Raw genomic sequence first — 26,212 nt, forward strand, 5'->3', positions numbered from 1 at the left:
CCCGACTTGCAGAATTTATGCACGACCTTGGCTAAAAATCATAAATATGTTCCAGCCTGATTTGTTTATCCTCCAGCTCCTGTAACAAGGCATGCAACTGTTCAACCTGCACCCACAGATAGCGTTGTTGCATCCCTTGTGCGGTCACCATAGGCAAGCCAAACAAAGTAACAGCGTGGGTAAGCTCTTGTTTCTCGGCCATTGGCTGCAGCACAGACAGGCTAAGGCCTTTGTTGCCGGATATATCCAAAAAGCGTACTCCCTGCCCTGCCAATTCGGGTATCAGGCGACTAAACTCGCCCCATCTGGGCAGGGCCAAAATGCTGGCTTGGGCATTTTGATGCAGCACCTGAACCTGTGCTGGCAGCCTGGCCGTATCAGGTACAATGGCAGACAAATAGACCAGCCCCTCAGCCGGTTCATAAGTGACGGTGGCGGCATAACCGATCAGCGCGGCATAACCTTGCTTGAAGCCAAATTCGAGACTAAACGCCAGCTTGCGCTCCAGCTTACGAATAAAATTCTCGCCAAAAAAATCGCTGTCCTGCCAGATTTTGCCCACCCAGTAAGCAAAATCAAACTCATACCAGGCCTTATCAAAAATCAGTTCACTGTAGGCCCGGTGTGCCTGGGCAATCACCACATCTTCCTGAGTTTGCCCGTTGGCCGTCCAGGCGCTGAAGCGGCCAATGCTTTGTTCATAAGCAGACTTCAACAAATACTCCACAGTGGTACTGATACCGATAACCTGTAGCATCGTCAGGTACTCTTCATTATGCGGATACTTGTCCTGGGTTAAGGCCAGCACCCTGTCGTATAAAGTCCAGTAGCGGTCAATACTGGCCATAAAGGGAAAGTCGCTGGGCGCTTGGCCGGCAGCGAGAAAATCGGCATATTCCCTGGGATTAAACACCAGATACCATTCGGGGATCGTCAGCAGCGTTTGCTCCTCTGCGCGCTGATATTGAGGGAATCTCGCTTGCTGATTACCCCTCATCAATTCGCCAGGATAATGCTGGCGCCATAAACTGTTGCGAAAACGATAGTCTGGATCGACCTGCTGTTTTAGCGCGAAAAACTCAGGGGCTCTGGGATAAGCCGCGAGAAACTGCGCCTCGTCGGCATAAATCTGATACGGCAGGTAGTAACTGCCGCCCACGGCAATCACCGCGTCAATCATTTCCCGGCTCCAGGCCTTTACCTGGGCCATAGCTTGCCGGTCTGTTCCTTGCTGGTAGTAGACCACAAGCGCAAAGGTTTCGCCTTTGGCCCAGGCCAGCAGAGTGCCCGGATCAGCCTTGGCATGACGAATGGATACGTTGATGATATTGACCTGATGACGCTGAAAAATCTCGGCCATTCTGGCACTGAATTCGTTCAGCGCCTGTACTGGTACAAAATACTCACGTAGCGCGTAAGTCACCGCTTTGCGATCCGACGGCTCCAGTTCCAGCACCGAATAACTGGCTTCATAGTTACGCCATTCAACAGCTTCGGAGGCATAAACCAACGGGTCCACCAGGTTTTCCCGCAACCATTTGCCCGTATCGTAATCAGCCACCCAGCCTGCCACTTTAGGTGTCCAATAATAGTCCTGGTCTTCAGGAATAAGTCGTTCAGGTACGGTAACAGCCTTATCGGTTTTAAACCAACTGACTGACCTAACCTGAGTAAAAGCCGGGGGATAAATATCCGCATTATGAAAAACCAGCGTCTTGTCATCACGCAGGGTCGAGAAAAAATAGTCTTTATAGTCCGCCAGCGGCATTTTCTGCTGCTGTCTTTCCACCTTATGGTTATCGGTCAGCCACAAAGTGGCTTCCACTAACACGCCCAGGCCGCCATAACCGCCAACGGCGGCAAAAAACAGCGCGGGGTTTTCTTCTCTGGAGGCGCTAACCACAGTGCCGTCGGCCAGTACCAATTTTATCGACTTCACCGAATGGGCTAATGGCCCTTCGCCAATATAGCGGCCATGGGCATTAACGCTAATAGACCCGCCCACGGTAAAATTGGCATAGGTTTGCATAATACGAATAGCGAGATCGTGCGGGTCAATCACTTCCTGCAAGGCCCGCCAGGTTATACCGGGCTGCACTGTGACTTCCTTAGTGTCGGGGTCCAGGTTCAGCACCTGATTAAACTGGCGCATATCCAAATGCAGGCTGTCCGGATAACTGACCTGTCCGCCCTGACTGTAACGGCCGCCGCCGATGGAAATTGGGCCTGTGGAATGCTTCACCGCCGCCACCACCTCGTCTAAGGTTACCGGAGCAATAACCTGCGCCACCACAACCGGATTCAGCTGTGTAACGTCAGTAACCATAGGATGCAGGGGTTGAGGTTTGAAGTGGCTGTCACCGCTGGACCAGATCACTGAGATGGTGGCAATGGCCAGCAGCAAAATAAAAATGCTGCTCCATTTAACTAGCTTTCCCGCTACCTTTAATAACAGCTTTATCACTGTGCCCATGCAGAAGTCCTTCTGATATGATTTTGTACAGCCACTGCCAAGGAATAGTAACATGGCCATGACCCGGCGCCAGTTTATCGAACTAACCGCCCTGATGCTGGCCAGTATGGCCTCGCGCGCTGCCACTGGCAGTGCGGCTTCCCCCTCCGCTGAGCAACTGGTTGGCAATTTCAGGTATATCTATGCAGACAGTGCCCGGCGCGCCGACTTTTTACCTTTCCTGCAAAACGTATTTCACCTTTACCCTGAGCAGGAATTGCAGGCCCTTATTCACCAGGCGGTAACGGACTTGGGTCAAGACCAAGCGGTTTATCAGTTTTTGCAGCAGCAACTGGACGAAATTCGTCCTCTTTTGGCAGATTTACGCTACGCCTTGCCGGCCTTGCAAAAGCAAAAGCAAAAGCACATTATGGCGGTACAAACCCAACCGTTGTTGCCGGAAAAACGCTTCGAAGGTTACCTGGAAATCGGCAGCAGCGGACGCTATCTGGACAGTCTCGAAGAGCGGTTGGATATTCAGGGTCAGCGGGTGTTTATCAGCGAACAAGCACCGGATTATTCCCTTGAGGATATGCTGGACCGTGGCCAGATTGCCCAAGCCGGTGAATGGCTGGCACTGAATGATTACCGTCCGGCACTTGAACAGCTTGCCGAACAGTCCATGGATCTCATCACGGTTTATATCGGCTTTCATCATTGCCCGGTTGACCTGCGCGAGTCTTTTATCGGTACCCTGCGCAACAAGCTCAAACCTGGCGGCCAGCTTATTCTGCGAGACCATGATGTGCACGACCAACATATTTGGCATCTAGTGGCCCTGGCCCATGATGTATTCAATATGGGCACCATGGAGAGCTGGCAATACAATGCCGACGAACGCCGGCATTTTTATTCCTTGCAGGAACTCCAGCACATGATGCAGGCGTTCGGCTTTAAACAGCAGGGCCAGTCGCTGCGCCAGCAAGGTGACCCCACCTTAAACACCCTGATGCGCTATCAGCGTGCCTAAACTGCCCAGTTAGGATTGGCTGGCCGCGGTATCGGGCACTACGGATGCACCGTTAGATGCCGTACCAGGGGTATAGGCCCAGACACTGTCCCTGGCACCAAAACGGGCGCGCTTATGCGTATTTATCGCCATTTTTGCAAAGATCAGCGTGAACAGCAGTGCAGTAATTTCCACCATGGCAAGCCCGGCGTGCCACCATAACGGTGGCCCCGCCACCCAGGCCGCCATGGCACTGATAACTATGCTTAAGCAGCCCAAAGCGCATAGCCACAGTAAATGCACCGCACCTCTGGCCGGCCCATAGACAAAGGCCCAGCCCACCGCAGTTAAAAACACCAGGTAATACACCCAAAGGTACGCCGCGTTGGCATCGCCGCCCATAGCGCTTACCCACTTGCCAATACTCATGGCAAAGGCGACTCCGGCCACCGAGCCCCAACACACGCCTATGGTAGCCGACGCCATCAGACAGGCATTTCTTTGCTGCTCAACCATCTGCCCCGCCTCACGCTGCTTACGTCTGCGGCTTTCAATCCACAGCAAATTGCCGCTGTAGAAAATAAAGGCACCGGATAAGCCCAACAAAAAGTACACCCAACGTATGGTATCGCCACCATAACTGCCAAAATGCAGGGCAAACACGCTGATCACTATGTCCAGCCAGTTGTCCTCAAAGCCTGGCAGGTAATCCTTATCCAACACCTCGCCGGTATAAGGATGGAGACTGACAAAGCCAAAGGACGGCGAACGCACCATATGCTCAGCGTCACTACCGGCAACACGCACTGAGGGAGCATTGCCCGCCACTCTGGAATAACTGGCTTCCATAATCTGGAAGTTATCAGAAAGCTCGGCAATCACCGGCGCCAACTGTGCTGGCATCATCAGTTCAGAGGTGGCATAAGTCGGCGCATCCGGATTGGCGGGGGCACGGGCAAACATGGGCTGCTCCTTATACACCAACTCACCCAGGCCATCGTAAATCTGGTCGTGGAACGCAAACACCACCACAGTCCAGGCAATCACAATATGAAAAGGCAAACTGGTAATGCCGATGGCATTGTGCGCATCAAGCCAGAAACGCTTGCTGGTTTTATTCCGTCTGACCAACAGGAAGTCTTTCACCAGAGATGGCAGCAGCAGGATCACCCCGGACAGCAGCGCCAGCCCATATAAAAAACACACCACGCCCATCACATACACGCCCCAGGCATGATGGCCTTCACCGGGAATACCGGCGGTCTGGTGCAGTAAGTCAACCAGATGGGCCAGCTGCGAAGGGCTATGTTCACGCACCAACAGATGATTAGCCTGATCCAGGCTCGCCAGCCAAAAGGTGCTGTTGCCGTCTTTGCCGCGCACTTGCCAGCTTAAAGGCGCTTCGGTGCCTTCATTAGGCTGCATATGTAAGGTAAAGCTGTTGGCCGCTTCAGGGTGCTTTTCCAGCACCTGCTGCACTAGCAAGGACAATCGCTCCTCTTCCACCCAGGGCAGTTGCTCGGCAGGCGGGCTGACCCAGCGGTCCAGCTCGGGCTTGAACATCGTCAGGGCACCGGCGAAAAAGCAGATAAACAAAGCCATACCGCCGATAAGGCCGGTCCAGGTGTGCACCGTCTTATAGGTTTTCAGAATATCACCGCGCATCATATACCTCCTTGCATCAATGACTGGGTTAACAACAGCAAACTCCACACCGCAATACTGGCACCACCCAGCCATAACCAGGCCCTAAGGCCAGTACTGAACAGGTAAACAAAAGCGAACAACAGCATCCAAATCAGCGCAGTGGCCCACATATTGAATTGCACTTTGTTGTCGGCGTGCAGACCACCTGGCCCTACCCAGGCGAACAGCCCTGTGACTCCTAAGGCCAAAACAAAGCCCAGCACAATACCGGCCAGGCTTTTGCTCCACCAATGTGGCTGAATGCGTTCACGCCTGCCCATGCTTGGCTCCTTTTTTGTTGAGTAAGCTGAAGAAGGGCAACAGGCCAAGCAGCAACATGGCGCAGACCAGTGCAGCAAAGAAACCCGCCTTAGCATCGATTACCCACATCCACGCGGCAAAGGACAATCCCAATACCAGCCAGGCCAGCCAGCGCCAGGGCCGGTTAGGTAAAGGCCGGGTCAGCCATTGCTGGTTGTTAAGACTGAGATAAAACAGCACGCAGCCACAGAGGCTGAGTAGAAATGCACTAAACATCATTTTCTTATCCTTAGAAAAACGTACAGCCCACCGGCAAGCCGGTGGGCTGTCAGACTAGCTATTACCAATCGTAGCGGGCACTGAGCGTCCAGTTTCTGGGTTCGCCCCACACCACGGCCCCATCCCATGAGGCGATACTGTTAAAGTATTCTTTATCGAACAGGTTGTTGACGTTTAGCGACAGGCTAAAATGGTCATTAACACTATATCTGGCCATCAAATTAACCAGCGCCACGGCGCCTTGCTCGCGCCGCTCTGGGCTGGTAATCACATAGCCGTTTTCGTTGCGGCCCAGCCCGGCCGGTTTCTTGCTGTCCACATAATAGGAAGACTGCCAATGCATACCGGCACCCAGTACCAGGTCTTGCCAGGTACCGGGCATTTGGTACGTGGTACTCAGATTAAACAACTTTTGCGGGATCTCAGTTCTGATTACCTCTCCCAAGCTGTCACGGGTTTTGGCATACGAGAAGCCGCCGTAAATATTCCAGCCTTGATACACTTCGCCGGACACTTCCAGCTCATAGCCTTTGGTTTTATCGCCCTTGCCGCTGCTGCGGTATGGTGTATTACCACCGGGCGTTATATAGCCTAGGGGAAAGGCTTCGTCCCGTTCGGCCACATTATCTTGCTCGGATTCAAAATAAGCCGCCGACAAATTCAGCAAATCAAATTCGGTTTTGATGCCCCCTTCGTAGCTACGACCTGTGACCGGCGCCAGAATCTCATCCTGGGCGTCATAGTAATTTTGCGGTCTGAACGCATCGGTGTAACTGGCATACAGACTGGCGTAGTCATTCACTTCATACACCAGGCCGGCGTAAGGCGTCAGCTCCTTATCCACTTCGTACTCACTGCGGGTCATACGAAATTCGCCGCTAGCGGGATTGTACATATGGGTGCGGGTTTCCCAGTTGGTTAGCCGGGCACCAGTTATCAGTTTCAGGGCATCGGTAAAATGCACTCGGGTCGCAATAAAAGCACCGCCACTGCTGTTCTCATTTAAACTACTGCGGCCTGTGTCTTTAAAAGGATAACGCAGCACATCACCTGTCCAGGTGAAGTAATTCAGGTGTTCCAGCGAAATAGTGGTTTGATCGGCCTGATTACCCAAGCTGGTGCGGTCGCGGTTAAAGTAGCTGTAGCCCAGAATCAGATCATGCTCTCGGCCAAGTAGCTCGTAAGTGCCTTGTAAGGTCAGATCAAAGGTTTTCTGCTTATCTTCACTGCTACTAATTACCGCACTGTAGCCCAAGCCCAGATGGCTGCTGCCATCAGGGTTCAGGAAATCCTCAGGATAAACAAAGAACAGCTCACCACCTTGCATATCAATAGTGTTATAGGTAGCAATGGCATTGAGCTGCCAGCCGTTATCGAAGGCATGATCCACACCCACAAAGTAGGTTTTCTCTTTAATCGGCCAGGAGCTCCAGGTCGATGACATGCCCGTCATATTGCGCCTGGGATTGACCAGACTGCCGTCGGCAAAATAGTAAGGGGCCGCGTGGGAATTGATCACCCCGCGAGAGGCGGTATCGGCATATTCAATGCCGCCACGGACCAAAGTGGCATCGCCTACATCAGCTTCTAAGGTGGCATAAACCGAAGTTTTCTTCTGACCATAGCGGTCAATAAAGCTGTCCCTGTCATAGTGTGCGGCAGCGATGCGGCCACGCACATTCCCCTCTTCGGTTAGCGGGCTGCTGACATCGGCTTCAATACGTTGGTAGCCCCAGCGCCCGGCACTCACCCCTATGTGGGCATCGGTTTGGTGGCTGATGGCACGTTTTCTGACCAGGTTAATTGTTGCGGTAGGCTCACCAACGCCTGTCATCAAACCGTTGGCACCGCGCACAATTTCTACCCTTTCAAAGGCCACGGAGTCACCGTTCACATCCGGCCGGCGACCACCGGGAAACTGCTGGACCCCATCAATCTGAATCAGGTTGGCTTCGCCACCTCGAATCATAAAAGACGGGCGATCATAGCCCCCCAAGGTACTGGTATGTATACCAGTGCTGTGTTGCAGAATGTCTTTGATATTGACCGTGTTCCAATCTTCAAGAAACTGACGGGTAATAACAGACACTGACTGCGGTGTTTCACGCAGTGACAGAATCATCTTTGTAGCTGATTTGGTGGCCGCATCCGAATAGCTGCCATGCGTGGAGGCCGTCACATAAATACGCTCATATTCCTGGGCACGGGCTTTGTTAGTGCCGTCAGGCTCTTGTTGCGTTGTCAGCTCACTGTTGGATTCTGTAGCTTGTTCTGTCGCGACAACGGGTAGAGACAGCGAAAAAATGGCTATCACAATTGGGCTAAAAGAGAGACGGCGAAGGTGTTGATTGGCATTGGCTTGCCTAGAGTTGTCCATGAGTCCTGTGTTCCTGTGCTTTGAGAATGAAAGCCAGTCAAATTGACCAACAAATTCATGCAAATGATAACCATTACCAATTGTATTAACAATGATAATATGAGCGATTATCGGAATTGGTTCATGAACAGCGTCAGATCAAGTCATTCAACAGATAGTAGAAGTACTAATTTGATGTAGAGAAAGAGAACATATTTGGTGGCTTATAAGCCTTAAAGAAGTGATCTTTGCAGTCAGCAGAGCATGGGAGAGTTAAGTGCAGGGTTGAAAGCGATGTGACAACTGCCACATCGCTTTGTTGGGTTATCTAAACAGGACTTTTTCCTGATTAAACCAGTACACGCAAAAGGCGATCAGGGCGCCAGCGATCAAGACAGTAGAGCCAAAAATCGCAAACAACGACACATAATCCATAGTGCCTTTAATCAGCTCTTTGATGGCCAGCGCCACATTGGTTATGGGCACCCAGGCCCAGCCGCCTTTGAGGTCTACACCGGGCATCATCGCCATCACAATCGGTAGAATGGCCACCATAATCAGGCTACCCATATAGCTTTGCGCTTCTTTAAAACTGCGGGCATAGATAGACAAGCTCAGCAACAAAGCAGCAAAAATAGCCGCAATAGGTGCCAGCATCAGGAACATCAGGATGAAATCCAGTGCACTGATGGCACTCATAAACTCACCCACTACTTTAATGGCCATGCCCTGACTAAGTACCACACCCCACACCGCCATACTCAATATGGTCATCAGGGCACAAGTCACACCAGCAAAGGCGATAGTCAGGAATTTACCTAGCACCAGTTTATGCCGTTCAGTGGGCGAAATGAGTAAAGTTTCCAGAGTGCCCCTTTCCTTCTCTCCTGCGCCCATATCGGTGGCCGGATACATGGCGCCCTGCAAACAAAGTAAAAACAAAATATAAGGCAGGAAACCGCCGATTTTCTCACCCCAGTTCTCGCGGCTGTCAGCCACATCTTCTTTTTCAATAACCACGGGTTTGAGCAAACCCGCTTGCTGTAAATCACTTAATGCTAGGGCATCAAAAGCCTGGCGACGCTTATCCTCAATCTGACTATCAACCAGTTCCTTAATCCGGGATTGCACCATATTCAGACCTGCATCATTAAGCACCAGCACCAAAGTGGCCTGGCCGCCTTCCAACACTGGCTGGTCATAGTTGCTCGGTACCTTAAGGGCAAAGTCGATGGTTTCATCACGGATCAGCTGTTTAAAGTCTGCATCCGCGTCCACCTCAACCAGTTCAAACTTGTCGCTGGCCTCAGCAAGTGAAGCGCTGAGTCCCTGGGCATATTCACTGCCCACCATGGCGTACTTCAACACTTTGGTCTCGGCATCTTTCACCGCCTTGCTGGCAAAAAAGCCGAAGGCACCAAAAATCAGCGGAAACAACAACAAAGGTAAGGCAATCATAAAAAACAAGGTTTTACGGTCGCGTAACAGCTCCAGTAATTCTTTTTTAAATACCAACCACATTATGCTGCTCCTTTTATCGTGGTCAGGAACGACTCGTGCATAGAGCCGGCAGACAAAGCTTTAAAGTCCAGCAACGAACCATCAAAACAGGTACGGCCTTTGTCAATCACCGTCACCTTGTCACAAAGTTCATCCACTTCATCCAGATGGTGAGTAGAGAAAATAACCGGTGTGCCTTGCTCCTTGAGACGGCGAATAAAATCCAGCACGGTTTGGGTAGCCATAATGTCCAGGCCAGTGGTTGGCTCATCCAGGATTACCACCTCTGGTTGGTGGATCACCGCCCTGGCAATAGAGGTTTTCTGTTTCATGCCAGTGGAAAAACTCTCACTGCGTCTATCCAGAAAACTCTGCATATCCAGAAGATTGGCCAGCTCATCGATTCGATGCTTAAGGTCTGACTCACTGACGCCATGTAATCTACCGAAATATTCGATATTCTCACGGCCGGTCAAACGGCCGTAAAGGCCAGTGGAACCGGATAGAAAGCCGATTTTACGCCTGGCAACCAAAGGTTCCGCCAGGATATCCACCCCATTAATACTGACACTGCCAGCAGTGGGCTTAAGAGCGGTAGACAACATGCGTAAGGTGGTGGTTTTACCTGCCCCATTTGGCCCAAGCAAACCTAATACCTGGCCTTTATCACAGTTAAAATTCACATCCTCTACGGAATGAAAAAAACGTCCCTTCAGCCTGGGATCTTGCTTTTCCTGATCACTGAGCTTTTTAACATTCTCGACCACAAACTTTTTGGCCAGCCCCTTAATTTCAATCATACCTATCTGTGCTCCTTCCCTCTTCAGTGCTTATTATTCTGAATGTAACTAGAAATCAGCTACACAGAACCAATAGTCTGGCAAGGTAGAATTTAATAACAGATTTTTTTCATTTTCTTTTGGGCATGAAGTAATTCTGGTTGGCATAGAACGCGGCTTGCTCATTGTCCGGCCACCAGCCAGGCACGCCTAACAGAGGCAGAGGCCACAACGCTCCCCTTTCACCTAGGCAGTTTTGTTGCTCCAGCCGCTCAAGCAGTTTTTCATCAACATAAGCGAGCTGCTGCTTGTTGTCCCAGGAAAAATAGTCTTTTGGCACCTGGATTCCCAGCCACTTGCCGGTCAATCCAAGATAAGGCTTGAGTAACATTTCATAGTTGGCATGGCCAAATACCAGCGCCTGAACACGGGTTCCCCAATCACTGCGGCGATCAACAAATGCCCCGTGCCACTCATGCTGTTTGAGAAGATTAGGGATCTCATCGGTTGAGTAAATCAGCAACACCCCACATTCATCAAAATGGGTAATACGATTGCGCCTAGGTGTACGTTGATTGGAACCAACCGCATTAATATCCGTCATATGTAGGCGATTCAGTGCGCTTTTACTGCGCGGAAATTGCTTCCAGATCAGAGCATTAAACAAGTCGTGCCAATTTTGAGGCCGGGTAGGCACCTGCTCATAGGTGTGGATAAAAGACTCGTAACAAAGCGTTTGCTCATCCAGCATCTGCTGCGACACAAAGCGCACAGGCAAGGATGCGTCCGCATTTAACCAATTGAAATCCGGCCAGGTTTTGATGCAGCACAAAGCATATAGATCGTCTAACCAAGAGAATGGTGGGCGTAAAAATGCGTCTGAGGACCATTCTTGCGGAAGGTGCTGGGCAAAACGTCTGGTAGTGGTCGTATTTTTCTTACCGCTGGTCGCAAAATGAGCGGATTTTGGGCGTATGTCCAACATGGGCTGACTGGTCTTGATCCGGGGATTTACCTATACTTGGGCCGGATTTTACGTGATGCAAAACGAGATGATAATGAAAAAAAACCTATTGGCTGTAGCTATTGCACCACTTTTTATGGCGCTTGGTTGTACATCTACCTCAACGACAACGAATAATTTTTCACAAGCCTATGACAGCATTACCGCTGCCGAACTGGCCCAACATACCAAAACCCTGGCCTCTGACGAATTTGAAGGACGTTTGCCTACCACTATTGGTGAAGAGAAAACCGTTGATTATCTGGTCAGCGAATTTAAACGTTTGGGCCTCAAGCCAGGCAACGGCGACAGCTACCTGCAGCCGGTTAATTTGCTGGAAATTACTGCTGACCCCAACGTTAGCCTGAAGTTAGGTAGTCAGACCCTGAAATACAAAGAAAACATGGTCGTCGCTACCAAGCGTGAGCAGGAAACCGTGTCTTTGGACAACTCCGAACTGGTGTTTGTTGGTTATGGCGTCAATGCACCTGAATACGACTGGAACGACTATGCGGGCCTGGATGTAAAAGGTAAAACCGTAGTGATCCTGGTAAACGATCCCGGTTTTGAAAATCCGGATAGCGGCAAGTTCCAGGGTAAAACCATGACCTATTATGGACGCTGGACCTATAAGTACGAAGAGGCCAGTCGCCAGGGTGCCGCTGGCGCCTTGATTATCCACGAAACCGAGCCTGCCTCTTACGGCTGGTCGGTAGTGGGTAACAGCTGGAGCGGCCCGCAATACAGTTTGGCCAGCGCCGATGGTAATGCCGGTCGCGTCGCGGTAGAAGGCTGGATCGATCTGGATGCCGCCAAGAAACTGTTTGCCGAAGCCGGCATGGACTTCGCTGACATGAAAGCCAAGGCTCAACAAGGTCCTATTGCTCAGCCATTAGGTGTGACTGCGTCAGTGACAGTTAACAGCACCCTGAAACGTTCAACCAGCAGTAATGTTATCGCCACCCTGCCCGGTCGCGCCCATGCTGATGAGCATGTAATTTACACTGCGCACTGGGATCACCTGGGCAAAGACGAAAGCCTCAATGGCGATCATATTTATAACGGAGCCCACGATAACGCCACAGGTACCGCCGCATTATTGGAAATGGCTGAAGCTTTTACCACACTCCAACAAGCACCTGAGCGTTCCATTACCTTCCTGGCAGTTACCGCTGAGGAGCAAGGTCTGCTGGGCTCAGCCTACTACGCTGAACACCCGGTTATTCCACTAAACAAGACAGTGGCTAACCTGAATATGGATGCCATGAACATTTTGGGGCGAACTAAGGATGTGGCTGTTGTAGGTAAAGGCAAATCCGAGTTGGAAAACTATCTGGAGAAAGCGGTTAAAGGCCAGGGACGTTATCTAACTCAGGAAGACCGGCCCGAAGCTGGCTACTACTACCGCTCTGATCACTTCAGCCTGGCCAAAAAAGGGGTACCGGCCCTGTATGCTAAAGGAGGCACTGACAGTTGGGATGAAGAAACGGCGCAATACCGTAAACGCACACAGGTGATTACCCGTGGTTGCTACCACCAAGTGTGTGACCAGTTCCGTGAAAGCTGGAACTTTGGTGGCGTTGAAGAAGACACGCGCATGTTCTTTGAAGTGGGTTTTGACATCGCCGACAGCCAGGATTGGCCTAAGTGGTTACCCACCAGTGAATTCCAGCGCAAAAACTAACGGCTGTGGGCCGGTTGAACTTACAACCGGCCTATTATATCTCTGGACATGGCATGAGGCCGGTGTCTCCTTTGACGATGGACTGTTACAACCGGCATTGAGGTAGTTGTCGTGATCCTCGAAAAACTCAAGGCACGAATCAGACGGCGATTCCTTATGGATTTGCTGTTTGTTGTTCTATCTACCCTGTTTGTATTTGTCATGCTGGGTAACGTCGACATGCTGGAGATGATTTACCATGCATCGCGTCAGCATGAAGCCTGGGAATTGGATGAACTAGTCCCCAGCGGCGTCTATTTAATTATGGCGCTGTGTTTTTTCTCTTTTCGCCGCTGGCACGACGTACAAACCCTTTCACGCCTGAGTGAGGAGCAATCCCTTCGCCACAGCATTACCGGCTACCCGAATCGCCGGGCGCTGGACAGATTATTGCTGGGAAAGCTTCGCAACACTGACTTCCCCCTGACCTTGTTAATGATTGATGCACTCGGACTGCGTCAGGCCACTATGAACTATGGCTTGTCCATGGGGGATGAATTACAGGAAAAAATCATGCAACAAGTCAGTGCCCAACTCCAACCTAATGAGCTACTCGGACACTGGAGTAGTGAACAATTAATGGTCTTCGCTCCTGCTATTTCAGATGACAGGCGCAGAGAACTAAAACAAGCCATTAGCAATTTGCATATTAGCCTAACACCCGATGCTCCTGCCGATATCCACTTTATCTGTGTCAGCGTGGTAGTGGAACGTCGCGAGAAATTGCAATTGGGATTAGAGCAGTTGGAAGATGCGTTGTACCTGTCGCATGCCAGCTACATAAGGCAAAACTGATAGTTTTGGCAGGCAAAAAAAGCGCCGGATAACCGGCGCTTTTTTTGTTTTTTACTTCAGGTCAAACCTGTCGGCGTTCATCACCTTGGTCCATGCTTTGACAAAATCGCGGACAAATTTCTCGCGGTTGTCATCCTGAGCATACACCTCAGCGTAGGCACGCAGAATTGAGTTAGAACCGAATACCAGGTCAACCCGGGTTGCTGTCCATTTCACTTCACCGCTGGTACGCAGCTTAATGTCATAGGAATTGCGCCCCGTGGGTACCCAGCTGTAATCCATATCGGTCAGGTTGACGAAAAAGTCGTTGCTCAATACCCCAACCCTGTCAGTGAATACGCCATGGGTACTACCGCCAAAGTTAGTACCCAGCACCCGCATACCACCTATCAGCGCCGTCATCTCATGCGCCGTCAGGCCCATCAGCTGTGCACGATCCAGCATCATTTCCTCTGGCTGTACCGAATAATGCTGCTTCTGGTAGTTGCGAAACGCATCATGTAATGGCTCTAGTACCGCAAAGGATTCCACATCCGTCATGTCCTGCGTGGCGTCACCACGGCCTGGCGCAAAAGGCACACTGATGTTAACTCCGCCGTCTCGCGCTGCCTTTTCAATGGCAGCACTGCCACCTAATACAATCAAATCGGCGATACTGACGGGTTTCGCAAAACCGCTTTGAATTTCTTCAAGTACATTCAGCACCTTCTCCAGCCTGGCCGGTTCGTTGCCATCCCAGTCTTTTTGCGGTGCCAGGCGGATCCTCGCACCGTTAGCACCGCCGCGATAGTCAGAGCCGCGGAAAGTGCGGGCACTGTCCCAGGCGGTTGCGACCAATTCACCTGTTGTCAGGCCACTGGACAAGATCTCGGCTTTAAGTGATTGCACATCCGCATCAGTCAAGGTGTAGGTAACGGCTGGCACAGGATCCTGCCAAATCAAATCTTCAGCCGGAACTTCTGGCCCCAGATAACGGCTTTTCGGGCCTAAATCTCGGTGCGTAAGCTTAAACCAAGCCCGGGCAAACACTTCATCGAAGTAAGCAGGATCGGCGCGGAATTTTTCCGAAATCTTGCGATACTCAGGATCCACTTTCAGCGCCATATCCGCGTCTGTCATCATGGGATTGCAACGAATAGACGAATCTTCCACATCCACCGGTTTATCTTCATCGCGAATACTTACTGGCTCCCATTGCCAGGCGCCTGCCGGGCTTTTTACCAGTTCCCACTCATGGTTGAACAGCATTTCAAAGTAGCCGTTGTCCCATTGAGTCGGATTGGTCGTCCAGGCACCTTCAATACCGCTGGTGACGGTATCACGACCAACGCCCCTAGATGTGTGATTCATCCAGCCAAAGCCCTGTTCATGAATATCCGCGCCTTCGGGTGCTGGCCCCAGATTGGCCGCATCGCCGTTACCGTGTGCTTTACCTACGGTATGACCACCGGCTGTCAGGGCCACTGTTTCTTCGTCATTCATGGCCATTCGGGCGAAGGTCACACGCATATCCTGCGCGGTTTTCAGTGGATCGGGGTTGCCATCCACCCCTTCTGGGTTCACATAAATAAGGCCCATCATCACCGCAGCCAATGGATTTTCCAGATCACGCTCACCGCTGTAACGGCTGTTCTCACTACCGGATGGTGCCAGCCATTCTTTTTCAGAACCCCAGTAGGTATCTTTTTCCGGATGCCAGATATCCTCACGTCCGCCGGCAAAACCAAAGGTCTTCAGGCCCATGGATTCATACGCCACATTACCGGCCAGAATAATCAAATCCGCCCAGGACAAACTGTTGCCGTATTTCCTTTTCACCGGCCACAGCAAACGTCTGGCCTTATCCAGATTGCCGTTATCCGGCCAGCTGTTAAGCGGCGCGAAACGCTGATTACCGGTGCCGCCACCACCACGCCCATCGGCAATACGATAAGAACCGGCTGCGTGCCAGGCCATACGGATCATCAAACCGCCATAATGTCCCCAGTCTGCGGGCCACCAGGCTTGACTGTCGGTCATCAGCGCATTTAAGTCGGCCTTAACTGCCGCCAAGTCGAGCTTGCTGAACGCTTCGGCGTAATTAAAATCGGCATCCATAGGATTGGTTTTGTGATCGTGCTGATGCAGGATGTCCAGATTCAGCGAGTTTGGCCACCAGGCGGTGTTGCTGCTACCGGCTGTAGTATTGCCACCATGCATAAACGGGCACTGGCCTCCAGAAGACGGGTTGTGTTTTTCCATGTCTGATTCCTCTTCATATTGCAAAGTTGGATGAACATATTCATCTCAGATAGATACACCTTAGCAGCGTCTCACCATCTTAAAAATCAGATTAATAAAAACAGGTTAATCTGTTTTAAAGATTAAAAGGGTCTTATTGTTGTGACTGCCAGGCCCCAATGGGGTTCCCTTAAATTAACCCAGGCAAAAAAAGCAAAAGGCCTGACAAGTCGCCAGGCCTTAAGTAAAGAGGAAAATTACCAGACTGTAAAATAACCCTAATTAGAAAAAGGTTTTTTAAGGTAGTTTTTTCTCTACGCTAAAGATACCGCGCAGTTCACCTGCACTAAAGCCAGTTGCCATATCCAGCGGATAGAGAGAATCAAGTGCTACCTGCACTTCATCACTTAATTGACTACCATGACAGGCTAGGCATAGCCCCTCCGTCACAATCGGTTTGGCAAAGCGGAATTGGCCATTTAGTAACTCGCTGGCCATTAACGAAGTAGCCGCCTGCCCCTCAGACAAGGCTTGCTGAAACATCTTTATTTGGGCCTGCTCCCAGTCGTCTGGCTGATTAGCTGGGTTGCGCACTTTGTGGCTGGTACGCCCCAACATCCAGCCGTCCGTAGAATAGGCACTGGCAATACGTGGCGCTTCATCCCTGCATACTTCGATACCTTTAACAAAACCACCGCTTTGTATGGCTTGTTGCAATGTCCCTTTCAGTTGTTTGGCAAACTGGCCTATTCGGGCCTTTGCTTCAGCCTGCAGTGCCGCTTCATCGAAAGCCTGTGCCTCTTTTGCTGTCGTCTGAAATGTCATCAAAGACATCCCTGCCATGGCCACAACCGCTAGTCTTGGTGTTAATTTTTGCATGCCTGTTCCCCCGAGCCTGTTAACTGCCTTAGTATAAGATCTCACCCAAGTCAGTCTATAAGACCATCAGATAACGGAGTAGATTATGGCGGAACAGCATGAATTTTCTGTCTCTCTGACCTTACTGCAAGGTTATAAATTTGAAGTGGACTTTGGCGAATTTGGCCAGGTCTTCAGCGATGAACCCGCCCCTCTTGGTGAGGGTAACGGCCCCAACCCGTCGCGCTTGCTTGCCGCTTCGGTAGCAAATTGCCTGGCGGCCAGTTTGATGTTCGCAATTCGTAAGTTTAAAGAAGAGCCAGGTAAGGTATCGGCGACAGTAAATGGCGCATTGGAACGTCAGGACGGCAGATGGCGAATCGGCAAGCTGGATGTGCAGCTGCAGCTGGGCAACTCAGCAGAGCATCTACCCCATTTAGAAAGGGCTTTAGCGCAGTTTGAAGACTTCTGTGTCGTCACCCAAAGTGTGCGTCAAGGTATCGAAGTAAGCGTCAGTGTCACGGATAGTGATGGAACCCTATTAAAACAGGCTTAACTAGAGACTGACCAACAGGGAGCAACGCGCTCCCCCGCCTTATTTTGTCCATTGCACGGCGTTTATGCCTTTATAAGAAAGTTTATTACAGAATCATCTTGCATTTTCCGCTGAGACTGGCACAGTCGGGGGGACGAAAGCTTTGTTTCAGAAAAAGACGGCTTTCGGCAAAAGTTTTTTACTAACGCCCTGTTTTTTCACGTTTTAGTAACAAAACCGGCAAAACGGAAGTTTGTCGCCAGGGTCAGGATGTGCCCGAAATCTGCCGTTTCAAGTGGAACGGCACCAATCTGTTTAACCAGGAGAGACCTCTTTTTATGTGCGGTATATTCGGTATTCTCGACATCAAGACGGATGTCACCGAGCTACGCTCCAAGTCACTGGAGCTTTCCAAGTTATTGCGCCATCGCGGCCCAGACTGGTCAGGGATTTGGAATAATAATAATGCCATCCTCTGCCATGAACGTCTGGCTATCGTTGACCTTGATAATGGTGCCCAACCGCTCATCTCGAATAATAATCAGCAGATCCTGGCCGTAAACGGTGAAATTTATAACCACAAGCAGTTGGAAGCGGGTTTAGAAACGCCTTACGCGTTTAAAACTAAGTCTGACTGTGAGGTGATCCTGCCTTTGTATCAACAAAAGGGCGTGGACTTTATCGACGACCTGCAAGGTATGTTCGCCTTTATTCTGTATGACGAAGCGCAAGATGCTTACCTCATCGCCCGTGACCATATCGGTATTATTCCGCTATACACCGGCTTTGATGAGCACGGCAACTTCTACGTAGCGTCTGAGATGAAAGCTTTGACGCCGGTGTGCAAGACCATCAAAGAATTCCCTCCGGGCCACTACCTGTGGAGCAAAACCGGTGATCTGGTTAAGTACTATCAGCGTGACTGGATGGACTATGAAAACATCAAGGACAACCACACCAGCCTGGAAGATCTGAAAAATGCCTTTGAAAAATCAGTGAAAAGCCACCTGATGTCAGACGTACCCTACGCGGTATTGCTGTCCGGCGGTCTGGACTCGTCGCTGGTATCGGCTATTGCCGCCAAATATGCTGCCAAGCGCGTGGAAGATAACGATCAAACGCAGGCCTGGTGGCCTCGTCTGCACTCCTTCGCCGTAGGCCTGGAAGGTGCACCGGATCTGATTGCAGCCCGCAAGGTTGCCGATATGATTGGTACCGTGCACCACGAAATTCATTTCACCATTCAGGAAGGTTTGGATGCCATCAAAGATGTTATCTACCACCTGGAAACCTACGATGTGACCACCATTCGTGCTGCCACGCCAATGAGCCTGATGTCACGTAAGATCAAGGCCATGGGTATCAAAATGGTACTGTCTGGTGAAGGCTCGGATGAGATCTTCGGCGGTTATTTGTATTTCCATAAAGCGCCAAATGCTAAAGAGCTGCACGAAGAGACCGTACGTAAGCTGGAACGTCTGCATATGTTCGACTGCTTGCGTGCTAACAAGTCTACTTCTGCCTGGGGTGTGGAAGCCCGCGTGCCGTTCCTGGATAAGGAATTTATGGATGTAGCCATGCGCTTGAATCCAAAAGATAAAATGTGCGGCAACGGCAAGATGGAAAAACACGTACTGCGCGCCGCCTTTGATAACGGCGAGTACCTGCCTGCCGAAGTACTGTGGCGTCAGAAAGAACAGTTCAGTGACGGCGTAGGCTATTCCTGGATTGATTCGGTAAAAGATTTTGCTGCCAGCCAGGTCACTGACAAGCAGATGCAAACGGCCGAATTCCGTTTCCCGGTAAACACCCCTGATACCAAAGAAGGCTATCTGTTCCGCACTATCTTTGAAAGCTTCTTCCCGCAGGAAAGTGCGGCACGCTGTGTACCGAGCGGCAAATCCATTGCCTGCTCTACAGTAGAAGCCCTGGCCTGGGATGAGAGTTTTACCAGCAATGCTGACCCATCTGGTCGTGCCATGCGCGGCGTACATAGCGACGCCCTCGCTAAGTAAATCGCCCATCACTTCTCAAAGCCCGCCCCGAGCGGGCTTTTATGTTCATGGATGAACAGTATGCCACGATGGCATGGATGCCAAAGAGTGGCGATGTCCAGGGATGAACGGGCAGAAAAGCTGCTCCCGACGTTTTCTGCACTTCCACCGTCCTTGGCGGTCGGCAGAAAAGCTGCTCCCGACGTTTTCTGCACTTCCACCGTTCCTGGCGGTCGTATACCGACGTTGCAGGAGCATTCGTCATCGATGCCCAGGGATGGACTGAAAAACTACTCCGTCGAAAATATTCACTCCGAATCTGCATTGATTGTTTTATATCAACTTTACTGACCCACAAGTCATTGGCATCAAGTGCCCATGGCGTTTAAGCTGGTAAAAATGCTTTTCATGGAAAGACCATGCGCGCTGCTTTTGTGATATCCCATTTGTTACTGGCTGTGGCTTTATTGCTGTTGGCCCAAACCTGGAGCTGGGTAGCCTGGTTACTTGTGCCATTGGCGATTACCTTTGTCATTGGCCTGCGCGACATGCTGCAAACCGAGCACAGCATCCGTCGTAACTACCCATTGATTGGCAGGGGTCGCTGGTTGATAGAAAGCTTTCGCCCCTTTGCCCGCCAGTATCTGATAGAGTCAGACCTGGACGGCACCCCCATTAACCGCATGTTTCGTAGCATTGTTTACCAGCGCGCCAAGGGCGATCTAGATACCCTGCCCTATGGCACCAAAATCAACACCTATGAAAGTGGCTATGAATGGATTAGCCATTCCATTGCCGCGCGCAATATTCATGAACTGGACTGTTCACCACGGATAAAAATCGGCGGCAAAGACTGCCTTCAGCCTTATTCTGCCAGCCTATTGAATATTTCCGCCATGAGCTTCGGAGCCCTAAGTAACAACGCCGTCAGGGCACTCAATAAAGGCGCCAAAATCGGCGGCTTTTACCATAACACTGGCGAGGGCGGCATCTCCGACTACCATCTGGAACATGGCGGCGACTTGGTCTGGCAAATAGGTACAGGCTACTTTGGCTGTCGCGACGGTGAAGGCAAATTCTGCGCTGATACTTTTGCCGACAAGGCCACACAAGCCAGCGTAAAGATGATCGAAATCAAGCTTAGCCAGGGTGCCAAGCCCGGTCACGGCGGTATACTGCCAGCCAGTAAAAACACCGATGAAATTGCCCGCATTCGCCATGTACAGCCGCATAGCGATGTAATTTCCCCGTCAGCCCACACCGCCTTTTCCACCCCTATCGAGATGATGCATTTTATCCATTTGTTGCGGGAAAAATCCGGCGGCAAACCCGTTGGCTTTAAACTCTGTATTGGCCGCCAGAGTGAGTTTATCGGCTTGTGTAAAGCTATGGTGGAAACCGGTATTCAGCCGGATTTTATTACCGTGGATGGCGGCGAAGGCGGCACAGGAGCTGCGCCGCTGGAGTACAGCAACTCTGTGGGTATGCCGCTGCGTGATGCCATTGCCTTTGTGGAAGATTGCCTGATTGGTTTTAACCTGCGCGAAGACATTCGCATTATCGCCTCAGGCAAAGTGTTTTCCGCCTTCCATCTGGTGCGCAATCTGGCCCTGGGGGCTGATCTTTGCAACAGCGCCCGTGGCATGATGCTGGCTCTGGGCTGCGTGCACTCACTGGAATGTAATACCAACCGCTGCCCTACCGGCATTACCACGCAAAATCCCAAACTGGTGAAAGGACTGGATGTGCAGGACAAAGGCCAGCGTGTCGCGCGTTTTCATAAGGAAACCGTGCATGCCGCGGTGGATATTGCCTCTTCTGCAGGGCTTACCAGCCCGTCCATGGTCAATCGCAGTCATGTACAGCGACGTATTGATCAGCAGCGCGTAGCCAGACTGGATGAGCTATTCCCCTACCCAACTGCTGGTTCGTTTTTACAAACCCCTTATCCTTCCAGCTACCGGCCGTATATACAGGAAGCCAGCAGCGAGCACTTTATGCCCGACAACTACCTCTGCCACCGCTGTTAACAAATTGGACATTAATTACACAAAGAATGGCACAGAGAATACTAAGATGAGATGAGGCGGCGTGAAGATAATTCAGCCCTTCATGTGCTTCGTGCTATTCGCGGTTTATTTGGCGTTTTTTACTCACCACGAAGGACACTAAGAACACGAAGTTAAAGACATCCCAGAAAAAAGCCACCACCTACATCATGCTCTTTGTGGATGTGAGAGCGTGAATTACCGAGCAGTAGATACTAAACCAAAAAGGAAAACAGAAAATGGAATTCGAAACGCTCTCCAACAAAGTGATTGGTTGCGCAATAGAAGTACATAAAGAACTCGGACCGGGGTTACTTGAATCAACCTATGAACAATGCCTGGCTCACGAACTGTATTTAAACGGTATAGAATTCAAGCTGCAACATCAATTACCTGTCGAATACAAAGGCTTTTGTCTCGATTGTGGCTATAGAGTCGATATGCTGGTATGCAACAAGCTTATCCTCGAGCTTAAAAGCGTTGAATTGGTTAAGGAAATTCACAAAGCTCAATTGCTGACCTACATGAGATTGGCCAATATAGCGACAGGCCTATTGATAAACTTCAACGTTGTAAAACTCAAAAGTGGGCTGAAACGATTCGTCCTTTAATCCTTCGTGCTCTTCGTGTCCTTCGTGGTGACGATTCAACTGTTTCCCCATCACTAAAGTTCAAGCCTGCTGATTGGCAGCCAAAGCTGACAAACCATCGCCCAGGCAAGCTTGCCGGGCTGGGCCAATTCAGGTCTTTTAGGTATAATTCGCTCCCTCTCCCTGTAAAGGCATTCCCGGGCTTGATAAAGTCGCCGGGCGTCGCCATTTACAGGCCATTGCGATTTGATTGGAGCCTTAAATGGAAACCCGTTTTGATGAACTGCTGGAGTTCCCCTGCTACCAAACCTTTAAAGTACTCGGCCTGGCTCATGAGCGCCTGCCAGAGGACGTGGTAGCCTGCCTGCAGCAACTGGCCCCGGATAACTATAACCCCAGTATCCGTCCCAGTACTAAGGGCAATTACCATTCGGTATCTATTGATGTGCGCGTGACCAGCAAGGAGCATATGGAATCCGTTTATATCGAGCTGGGTAAGCTGGAACTGGTTCGCGTGGTGCTGTAAACCGTGAGTGAACAACCGCTAATTATCCGCCAGTTGGGCAGACAAGATTACGCCCCGATTTGGCATGCCATGCAGCAGTTTACCGACCAGCGCAGCGCCGACACCGCCGATGAAATCTGGTTGGTGGAGCATAACCCGGTGTTTACCCAGGGCCAGGCTGGCAAAGAGGAGCATGTGCTGGCCCCCGGTGATATTCCGGTGGTCAAGGTAGACCGCGGCGGCCAGGTTACCTACCACGGTCCTGGTCAGCAAATGATGTATATCCTGCTGAATATTAAACGCCTGAAAGTGGGCGTAAGGGAGCTGGTCACCGCCCTTGAGCAGTGCGTGGTAGACATGCTCAAACCTTATGGCATTGACGCTTATCCTAAGGCCGACGCCCCCGGTGTTTACGTGGACGGGCGCAAAATCTGCTCGGTTGGCCTGCGTATTCGCAAAGGTTGCTCATTTCATGGTCTGGCGCTAAATATCAATATGGATCTGTCGCCTTTTCAGCGTATAAATCCATGCGGCTATGCCGGGCTGGAAATGATACACTCCGCCCAACTCGGCGGGCCCGACAACCTGCCAGAAGCGGGCAAGCTATTAAGCCAGGCATTTTGCCGGCTCATTCATATCGAACACACTGACAATCGGGAAGGTTTTGATGACTAAAGCAGTACGTGTCGAAGCAGGAGTAAAACTGCGCGACGAAGACAAGATGAAACATATTCCTGTCACCATCATCCCCACCGAGCGGGAACAGATGCTGCGTAAACCCGACTGGATCAAAATCAAGCTACCCTCCAGTACCGAAGGTATCGACCGCATTAAAAACATTATGCGTAAGAACAACCTGCACTCGGTGTGTGAAGAAGCCAGCTGCCCAAACCTGTCCGAGTGTTTTACCCACGGCACCGCCACTTTTATGATCCTCGGCGATATTTGTACCCGCCGTTGCCCGTTCTGCGATGTGGCCCATGGTAAGCCGCTGCCGCCGAGCGCCGAAGAGCCGGAAAAGCTGGCCACGACTATTGCCGAAATGAAGCTGAAATATGTGGTGATCACCTCGGTAGACCGTGACGACCTGCGTGACGGCGGCGCCCAGCATTTTGTCGACTGTATTAATGCCATTCGCAAGCACAGCCCCAGCACCAAAATTGAAGTGCTGGTGCCGGACTTCCGCGGCCGTATGGATACCGCGCTGGAAATCTTTAAAAACGGCGTACCGGATGTGTTTAACCATAACCTGGAAACCATTCCGCGTTTGTACCGTGAGTGCCGCCCTGGCGCTAACTACAAATGGTCGCTGGAACTGCTGCGTAAATTTAAGGAACAGCACCCAGAAATCATGACCAAGTCCGGTCTGATGATGGGTATGGGTGAAAACCAGCAGGAAATGGCCGAAGTGCTAAAAGACCTGCGTGAACATAACGTAGATATGCTGACCCTGGGCCAGTATCTGCAACCCAGCCGCCACCACTATCCAGTGAAACGTTATGTCCACCCGGATGAGTTCGACGCTCTGCGTGACACCGCCTACGAGCTAGGCTTTAGCCACGCCGCCTGCGGCCCTATGGTACGTTCAAGCTACCATGCAGACCGCCAGGCTGCCGGGGAAGAAGTTAAGTAAAAAAGAAGGGCCAGATAATCTGGCCCTTTTAGTCTCTTCGATTGATATTTTATCAATGACTCGGCAAGGCTAAAGCGGCCTACTGCCTAGGTTTATCAATAAATTCTTTGACCACATTCGACATATCAAACGACTTCCCTCCTTGAACCGGCGGGTATTCAGCTAACGTCTGTAAATGTTGGCCCATCAGCTCTCCTAGTGGTTGAAGTAACCAGGATACTTTTTGCATCAAATGGCCGTATGAATCAGAATTATCGTAACTTTCAAATGGGTCCATCCGAATGTTAAATATCAAAGGGGCCGTACGAGGAACAAGATTGGCATAGTAGTCCTCTTTCGTTGAAAAATGTAACTTCCAGGGACCTATCCGCGCGGCAGTGAGCTTGGATTCATAGTAATAAAAAATATGGTCGCGGGCCGATTCTTTGGAACTGCCTAACCAATAAGGTAAGTTGTTAACACCGTCGATGTATTGCTTTTTCTCCTTCATGACTTTTTCAGCCACATTGTCCACACCTGCCGCAGCGGCAAGACTGGTGAACATATCCATGTGACTTTGGATGCCATTCATTATCTGATTAGACTTAACCTTGTCCGGCCAGCGCAACATTGACAATACCCGCACACCACCTTCATAAGTCGTCATCTTTTCACCACGAAACGGTGTAGTAGCGCCATGTGGCCAGGAAGCATGCTCTGGACCATTGTCGGTGGAATACCAAATGATGGTATTTCTGTCTAAGCCATTCTGCTTGAGAAAATCCAATACCAAGCCAATATCATGATCGTGCTGCAGCATTCCAGAGCCATGGTAGTCGGCTTCTGATGTATATTTCTCCGCCGCATAACGCCATTTATCGTCCAACCGCGTATAAAGGTGCATTCTGCTGGTGTTCAACCAGACAAAGAAGGGCTTACCGGCATCTTTAGCCTTTTTCATAAAGCTTTGCGCCAGCGGAATTACTTCCGCAGAATCAAAATTCTTCATTCGCTCTTGCGTGAGTGGCCCGGTGTCTTTAATTGATTGCTTTCCAACCAAACCAAAGCGCGGGTCCTTAGTACGATCATTCTTGTCGGTTGCAAAGGAATGAATAACGCCTCGGGTGCCAAACTTTTTCTCATAAGTCGCTAAGTCGCCTGAGTACGCCTTGCCGAAGTTCTGGTAATCACGCTGCTCGGCTTCTTCCTGAGTATTTAAGTGATACAGGTTGCCAAAGAATTCATCGAAGCCGTGCACGGTAGGTAGGTGTTCATTTCTGTCACCCAGGTGATTTTTACCAAAATGCCCGGTGGCATAACCTTGAGCCTTAAGCACCTCAGCTAACGAAGGAGACTCTTTTTGTAGCCCCAATGAATCACCTGGCTGCCCCACCGTTGTCATACCCGATCGGATGGGATACTGCCCGGTCAGGAACGCTGCGCGACCTGCGGTACAAGAAGGTTGTGCATAGTGATCGGTAAAACGAATTCCTTCTTGACCTATGCTATCAATGTTCGGGGTTGTATACCCCATAGTACCCATCCCATAAGCGCTGACATTCTGCCAGCCGATATCATCTCCCCAAATAACAAGAATATTTGGTTTTTGCGATTGCGCATAAGCACTCCCGCACATGATTGAGAGTGCTGCTGCAATCCTAAGAACACCTCTCAACATACTTCCAAACGTTATATTCATCTCAATTCTCCTCGAGACAATTTACGCGGTGCAAAAACGCACCGCTTATTACTTCTAAATCAACTGATTATCTTTCACTTGGAAAAATAATCAGTTCTTGAAGTATTTTGGCTATCAAACTAAAGCGGCAACCTGACAAAATATGTTGGTTCAGTGGCCCGCTTGATGACCAAGCACTTCCAGGAAAATATAGACCGCAGTTTATTTTTTAGCCAAGCTAGATGGATTGGAAAGCCGTTGAAATTCAATATCTTTAATAGCGAATGGATGATGTTAAATAGTGATGTGTAAGGGGCTAGGTGCGAGTT

21 protein-coding genes are annotated in these 26,212 nt (G+C 50.6%); 10 read left to right on the forward strand and 11 right to left on the reverse strand.

What is annotated here, in order from left to right:
- Positions 1–31: 31 nt before the first annotated feature.
- Positions 32–2,473: an FAD-binding oxidoreductase gene (locus tag KJY73_RS17900; RefSeq protein ID WP_214345049.1), complete on the reverse strand. Its 2,442-nt coding sequence runs from the start codon at positions 2,471–2,473 to the stop codon at positions 32–34.
- A 52-nt stretch (positions 2,474–2,525) separates the two neighbouring features.
- Between KJY73_RS17900 and KJY73_RS17905 the strand changes: the two genes are divergently transcribed.
- On the forward strand, positions 2,526–3,482 hold the full coding sequence (locus KJY73_RS17905) for a class I SAM-dependent methyltransferase (protein ID WP_214345050.1): 957 nt from the start codon (positions 2,526–2,528) through the stop codon (positions 3,480–3,482).
- 9 nt (positions 3,483–3,491) lie between these two features.
- On the opposite strand, the gene KJY73_RS17910 is transcribed toward KJY73_RS17905, so the two are convergent.
- The 7 genes from KJY73_RS17910 to KJY73_RS17940 all read right to left on the reverse strand — a co-directional run bounded on the left by KJY73_RS17910 (position 3,492) and on the right by KJY73_RS17940 (position 11,307).
- A complete protein-coding gene (locus KJY73_RS17910) occupies positions 3,492–5,126 on the reverse strand; it encodes a PepSY-associated TM helix domain-containing protein (protein ID WP_214345051.1) in 1,635 nt (544 codons plus the stop codon).
- Positions 5,126–5,428 (reverse strand): hypothetical protein, encoded by a 303-nt coding sequence (locus KJY73_RS17915; RefSeq protein WP_214345052.1) that lies wholly within the window; start codon positions 5,426–5,428, stop codon positions 5,126–5,128. Before KJY73_RS17915 ends, KJY73_RS17910 begins: the two co-directional genes overlap by 1 nt.
- The gene (locus KJY73_RS17920) at positions 5,415–5,687 is read right to left on the reverse strand and encodes a hypothetical protein (RefSeq protein ID WP_214345053.1); all 273 of its coding nucleotides are present in this window, start codon (positions 5,685–5,687) and stop codon (positions 5,415–5,417) included. The genes KJY73_RS17915 and KJY73_RS17920 overlap by 14 nt, the downstream gene beginning before the upstream one ends.
- 61 nt (positions 5,688–5,748) lie before the next feature.
- Positions 5,749–8,064: a TonB-dependent siderophore receptor gene (locus KJY73_RS17925; RefSeq protein ID WP_214345054.1), complete on the reverse strand. Its 2,316-nt coding sequence runs from the start codon at positions 8,062–8,064 to the stop codon at positions 5,749–5,751.
- Positions 8,065–8,367: 303 nt separating this feature from the next.
- Entirely contained in the window at positions 8,368–9,564 is a 1,197-nt protein-coding gene (locus KJY73_RS17930) for an ABC transporter permease (RefSeq protein WP_214345055.1), read from the reverse strand.
- The gene (locus tag KJY73_RS17935; protein ID WP_214345056.1) at positions 9,564–10,343 is read right to left on the reverse strand and encodes an ATP-binding cassette domain-containing protein; all 780 of its coding nucleotides are present in this window, start codon (positions 10,341–10,343) and stop codon (positions 9,564–9,566) included. The genes KJY73_RS17930 and KJY73_RS17935 overlap by 1 nt, the downstream gene beginning before the upstream one ends.
- A 109-nt stretch (positions 10,344–10,452) precedes the next feature.
- Positions 10,453–11,307, reverse strand: coding sequence for a DUF3025 domain-containing protein (locus KJY73_RS17940; RefSeq protein ID WP_214345057.1), 855 nt, complete (start codon positions 11,305–11,307; stop codon positions 10,453–10,455).
- Positions 11,308–11,380: 73 nt separating this feature from the next.
- Here KJY73_RS17940 and KJY73_RS17945 point away from each other — a divergent pair, with 73 nt between their 5' ends.
- Entirely contained in the window at positions 11,381–13,009 is a 1,629-nt protein-coding gene (locus KJY73_RS17945) for a M28 family metallopeptidase (RefSeq protein WP_408611398.1), read from the forward strand.
- Positions 13,010–13,165: 156 nt separating this feature from the next.
- Entirely contained in the window at positions 13,166–13,843 is a 678-nt protein-coding gene (locus tag KJY73_RS17950) for a diguanylate cyclase domain-containing protein (RefSeq protein ID WP_214345059.1), read from the forward strand.
- Positions 13,844–13,894: 51 nt separating this feature from the next.
- Here KJY73_RS17950 and katG read toward each other — a convergent pair whose 3' ends face one another.
- Together katG and KJY73_RS17960 are read right to left on the reverse strand one after the other, a co-directional pair.
- Positions 13,895–16,084 carry a catalase/peroxidase HPI gene (gene katG, locus KJY73_RS17955; RefSeq protein WP_214345060.1) on the reverse strand — a complete coding sequence of 730 codons (2,190 nt, stop codon included), beginning with the start codon at positions 16,082–16,084 and terminating at the stop codon, positions 13,895–13,897.
- A gap of 276 nt (positions 16,085–16,360) precedes the next feature.
- Positions 16,361–16,942 carry a Tll0287-like domain-containing protein gene (locus tag KJY73_RS17960; protein WP_214345061.1) on the reverse strand — a complete coding sequence of 194 codons (582 nt, stop codon included), beginning with the start codon at positions 16,940–16,942 and terminating at the stop codon, positions 16,361–16,363.
- Between the two features lie 85 nt (positions 16,943–17,027).
- Between KJY73_RS17960 and KJY73_RS17965 the strand changes: the two genes are divergently transcribed.
- The 7 genes from KJY73_RS17965 to lipA all read left to right on the forward strand — a co-directional run bounded on the left by KJY73_RS17965 (position 17,028) and on the right by lipA (position 24,226).
- A complete protein-coding gene (locus KJY73_RS17965) occupies positions 17,028–17,477 on the forward strand; it encodes an OsmC family protein (RefSeq protein ID WP_214345062.1) in 450 nt (149 codons plus the stop codon).
- A gap of 317 nt (positions 17,478–17,794) precedes the next feature.
- Entirely contained in the window at positions 17,795–19,471 is a 1,677-nt protein-coding gene (gene asnB, locus KJY73_RS17970) for an asparagine synthase B (protein ID WP_214345063.1), read from the forward strand.
- A 398-nt stretch (positions 19,472–19,869) separates the two neighbouring features.
- Positions 19,870–21,480 carry an FMN-binding glutamate synthase family protein gene (locus KJY73_RS17975; RefSeq protein ID WP_214345064.1) on the forward strand — a complete coding sequence of 537 codons (1,611 nt, stop codon included), beginning with the start codon at positions 19,870–19,872 and terminating at the stop codon, positions 21,478–21,480.
- Positions 21,481–21,737: 257 nt separating this feature from the next.
- The gene (locus KJY73_RS17980; RefSeq protein ID WP_214345065.1) at positions 21,738–22,109 is read left to right on the forward strand and encodes a GxxExxY protein; all 372 of its coding nucleotides are present in this window, start codon (positions 21,738–21,740) and stop codon (positions 22,107–22,109) included.
- A gap of 241 nt (positions 22,110–22,350) precedes the next feature.
- The gene (gene ybeD / locus KJY73_RS17985) at positions 22,351–22,614 is read left to right on the forward strand and encodes a DUF493 family protein YbeD (protein ID WP_188697288.1); all 264 of its coding nucleotides are present in this window, start codon (positions 22,351–22,353) and stop codon (positions 22,612–22,614) included.
- Between the two features lie 69 nt (positions 22,615–22,683).
- Entirely contained in the window at positions 22,684–23,268 is a 585-nt protein-coding gene (lipB, locus tag KJY73_RS17990) for a lipoyl(octanoyl) transferase LipB (protein ID WP_232848766.1), read from the forward strand.
- The gene (gene lipA, locus KJY73_RS17995) at positions 23,261–24,226 is read left to right on the forward strand and encodes a lipoyl synthase (protein ID WP_214345067.1); all 966 of its coding nucleotides are present in this window, start codon (positions 23,261–23,263) and stop codon (positions 24,224–24,226) included. Before lipB ends, lipA begins: the two co-directional genes overlap by 8 nt.
- A gap of 79 nt (positions 24,227–24,305) precedes the next feature.
- Here lipA and KJY73_RS18000 read toward each other — a convergent pair whose 3' ends face one another.
- Entirely contained in the window at positions 24,306–25,904 is a 1,599-nt protein-coding gene (locus tag KJY73_RS18000) for an arylsulfatase (RefSeq protein WP_214345068.1), read from the reverse strand.
- Between the last annotated feature and the right edge of the window lie 308 nt (positions 25,905–26,212).

Origin of the sequence: Bowmanella yangjiangensis (genome assembly GCF_018531185.1) — a bacterium.
In the GTDB taxonomy this organism is placed as follows: Bacteria; Pseudomonadota; Gammaproteobacteria; order Enterobacterales; family Alteromonadaceae; genus Bowmanella; species Bowmanella yangjiangensis.

What these genes read in the sequence shown, in the direction of transcription:
- KJY73_RS17900 (WP_214345049.1), bottom strand. Translation starts at nt 2,473, where the DNA reads ATGGGCACAGTGATAAAGCTGTTATTAAAGGTAGCGGGAAAGCTAGTT.
- KJY73_RS17905 (WP_214345050.1), top strand. Translation starts at nt 2,526, where the DNA reads ATGGCCATGACCCGGCGCCAGTTTATCGAACTAACCGCCCTGATGCTG.
- KJY73_RS17910 (WP_214345051.1), bottom strand. Translation starts at nt 5,126, where the DNA reads ATGCGCGGTGATATTCTGAAAACCTATAAGACGGTGCACACCTGGACC.
- KJY73_RS17915 (WP_214345052.1), bottom strand. Translation starts at nt 5,428, where the DNA reads ATGGGCAGGCGTGAACGCATTCAGCCACATTGGTGGAGCAAAAGCCTG.
- KJY73_RS17920 (WP_214345053.1), bottom strand. Translation starts at nt 5,687, where the DNA reads ATGATGTTTAGTGCATTTCTACTCAGCCTCTGTGGCTGCGTGCTGTTT.
- KJY73_RS17925 (WP_214345054.1), bottom strand. Translation starts at nt 8,064, where the DNA reads ATGGACAACTCTAGGCAAGCCAATGCCAATCAACACCTTCGCCGTCTC.
- KJY73_RS17930 (WP_214345055.1), bottom strand. Translation starts at nt 9,564, where the DNA reads ATGTGGTTGGTATTTAAAAAAGAATTACTGGAGCTGTTACGCGACCGT.
- KJY73_RS17935 (WP_214345056.1), bottom strand. Translation starts at nt 10,343, where the DNA reads ATGATTGAAATTAAGGGGCTGGCCAAAAAGTTTGTGGTCGAGAATGTT.
- KJY73_RS17940 (WP_214345057.1), bottom strand. Translation starts at nt 11,307, where the DNA reads ATGTTGGACATACGCCCAAAATCCGCTCATTTTGCGACCAGCGGTAAG.
- KJY73_RS17945 (WP_408611398.1), top strand. Translation starts at nt 11,381, where the DNA reads ATGAAAAAAAACCTATTGGCTGTAGCTATTGCACCACTTTTTATGGCG.
- KJY73_RS17950 (WP_214345059.1), top strand. Translation starts at nt 13,166, where the DNA reads ATGGATTTGCTGTTTGTTGTTCTATCTACCCTGTTTGTATTTGTCATG.
- katG (WP_214345060.1), bottom strand. Translation starts at nt 16,084, where the DNA reads ATGGAAAAACACAACCCGTCTTCTGGAGGCCAGTGCCCGTTTATGCAT.
- KJY73_RS17960 (WP_214345061.1), bottom strand. Translation starts at nt 16,942, where the DNA reads ATGCAAAAATTAACACCAAGACTAGCGGTTGTGGCCATGGCAGGGATG.
- KJY73_RS17965 (WP_214345062.1), top strand. Translation starts at nt 17,028, where the DNA reads ATGGCGGAACAGCATGAATTTTCTGTCTCTCTGACCTTACTGCAAGGT.
- asnB (WP_214345063.1), top strand. Translation starts at nt 17,795, where the DNA reads ATGTGCGGTATATTCGGTATTCTCGACATCAAGACGGATGTCACCGAG.
- KJY73_RS17975 (WP_214345064.1), top strand. Translation starts at nt 19,870, where the DNA reads ATGCGCGCTGCTTTTGTGATATCCCATTTGTTACTGGCTGTGGCTTTA.
- KJY73_RS17980 (WP_214345065.1), top strand. Translation starts at nt 21,738, where the DNA reads ATGGAATTCGAAACGCTCTCCAACAAAGTGATTGGTTGCGCAATAGAA.
- ybeD (WP_188697288.1), top strand. Translation starts at nt 22,351, where the DNA reads ATGGAAACCCGTTTTGATGAACTGCTGGAGTTCCCCTGCTACCAAACC.
- lipB (WP_232848766.1), top strand. Translation starts at nt 22,684, where the DNA reads ATGCAGCAGTTTACCGACCAGCGCAGCGCCGACACCGCCGATGAAATC.
- lipA (WP_214345067.1), top strand. Translation starts at nt 23,261, where the DNA reads ATGACTAAAGCAGTACGTGTCGAAGCAGGAGTAAAACTGCGCGACGAA.
- KJY73_RS18000 (WP_214345068.1), bottom strand. Translation starts at nt 25,904, where the DNA reads ATGAATATAACGTTTGGAAGTATGTTGAGAGGTGTTCTTAGGATTGCA.